1 protein-coding gene and 1 pseudogene are annotated in these 1,723 nt (G+C 70.9%); both read right to left on the bottom strand.

Features of this window, described 5'->3' with window-relative positions; all coding sequences use genetic code 11:
- Positions 1 to 361 (bottom strand): annotated as a pseudogene (locus G3N92_RS33760) (hopanoid biosynthesis associated radical SAM protein HpnJ); the annotation flags it as partial.
- A 189-nt stretch (positions 362 to 550) separates the two neighbouring features.
- Positions 551 to 1,723, bottom strand: a 1,173-nt coding sequence (gene hpnI, locus G3N92_RS33755; protein WP_241015199.1) for a bacteriohopanetetrol glucosamine biosynthesis glycosyltransferase HpnI, incomplete at its 5' end; no start/stop codon positions are given.

Raw genomic sequence — 1,723 nt, 5'->3', positions numbered from 1 at the left:
TCGCGTCCGAGGCCGTCAGCGAGTTGTGCGGATCGACGGCCACCTTCGCGCCCACCATGCCGACCAGCACCGAAGGCTTGCGCTGCTTGAGGTCCTGCGCGAAGTTCGCGTCGGTGGGGAACGACGGCGTGCTGGTGTGGATGATGACGAGGTCGTAGTCGACGGCGATCTTCAGCGTGTCTTCCACCGAGAGCTCATCGGCCGGCGCGTCGAGCACGCGGCTGCCGGGCACGAGCGCGGCGGGCTGCGCGAGCCAGGTCGGATACCAGAACGAGCGGATTTCGCGTTTGGCCTGATACCGCGAGCCGGCGCCGCCGTCGAAGCCGTCGTACGACGGCGCTTGCAGGAACAGGGTTTTCAGCGGGGCTTCGTGTGCTTGCATGATTCGTCTCGATGCGATCAATGTTCGTTCAACCCGCGCGACACCAGCCGGCCCGCGCGCCCTTACTCGTCGATACGCCGCCCGCGCGGAACGCGGGCGGCGGTGTTGCATTCCGGTGTTGCATTCGATAGCCGACGCCGGCGCGATCGAACCGCGCCACGTCACCGTTCATCGTCCGTCGCCGCCCTCCGCGATCGTCGCGCGCCCGGCGCCCACCACCGTGATCCGCGCGCCGCGCCAATCGACGTGCGAGCCGAACGCGGCGGCGAGCCATTCGAGCAGCAGCAGCGTGTCGCGCACCGGCACGAGCGGCAGCCCGCGCCAGAACACGCCGCGCGTCGCCGAACCGCGCGCATGCATCGCGAGCCGCGCCACGGCGCCGCTGGCCACCATCGCCGCCGCGACGCCGCCCACGAACGTGCCGTCGAGCCGCATCGCCAGATGCGCGCCCACCGCCAGCCACGGCACCGTGAACGTGACGATCAGGCTCGCGAAGCCGGCCGGCTTCAGCGAGCGGATGGTGCGCAGCCAGCGCGTCTCGCGCTTCCACAGCGCGGCGAGGCGCGACTCGGTCACGTCGGTCACGACGTTGACCTCGGACAGCACCGTGCGCCGTCCGTGACGGCGCGGCAGCGCGGCCAGCCAGTAGTCGTCGGCCAGTTCGTCCTTCAGCGCGGCCAGGCCGCCGATCCGCTCGAGCGTGTCGCGCGTGAGCGCCAGCGTCGCGCCGAAGCCGAAATCGCTCGAGCCGCCCGCGTGCGCGATGCGCACCGACGGCGCGAACCAGGCGTCGACGAACTGCGCGCCGAGCTGCGGCCAGAAGCCACCCACGCCGCGCGCGCGGTACAGGCAGGTGACGACGCCGATCGCCGGGTCGTCGAGCGGCGCGGTGACGCGCTCCAGGTAATCGGGCTCGACGGCGATGTCGCTGTCGGCGATCACGAAGCGGTCGTAACGCGCGCGCTCGGCGATGTTGATCAGGTTGCTGACCTTGAGGTTCTTGCCGTGGATGCGCGCATCGACCACCAGCGCGATGTCGCAATCGGGGAAATTGGCCTGCAGCCGCTGCACCACGGCGATCGCCGGATCGTCGGGCGACGCGACGCCGCAGACGATCTGGTAGCACGGGTGGCGCTGCGCGCAGAAGCTGGAGAGGTTTTCGTAGAGACGCGGCTCGGCGCCGTACAGCGGCTTGAGCACGCTGACCGGCAACCAGCCGTTGCGCTGCGCCGCGCGCGGCGGGCGCGGCGACGGCGCGAGCGCCGCGAACCACGCGTAGCCGCAGGCCGCGGCGATCGGCACGAGCAGCAACCAGTCGGTCAGCGACACGAGCACGTTCAA

The sequence above is a fragment of the Burkholderia sp. Ac-20379 genome, assembly GCF_017104645.1.
Lineage (GTDB): Bacteria > Pseudomonadota > Gammaproteobacteria > Burkholderiales > Burkholderiaceae > Burkholderia.
This window is presented reverse-complemented; position numbering and strand designations above follow the sequence as displayed.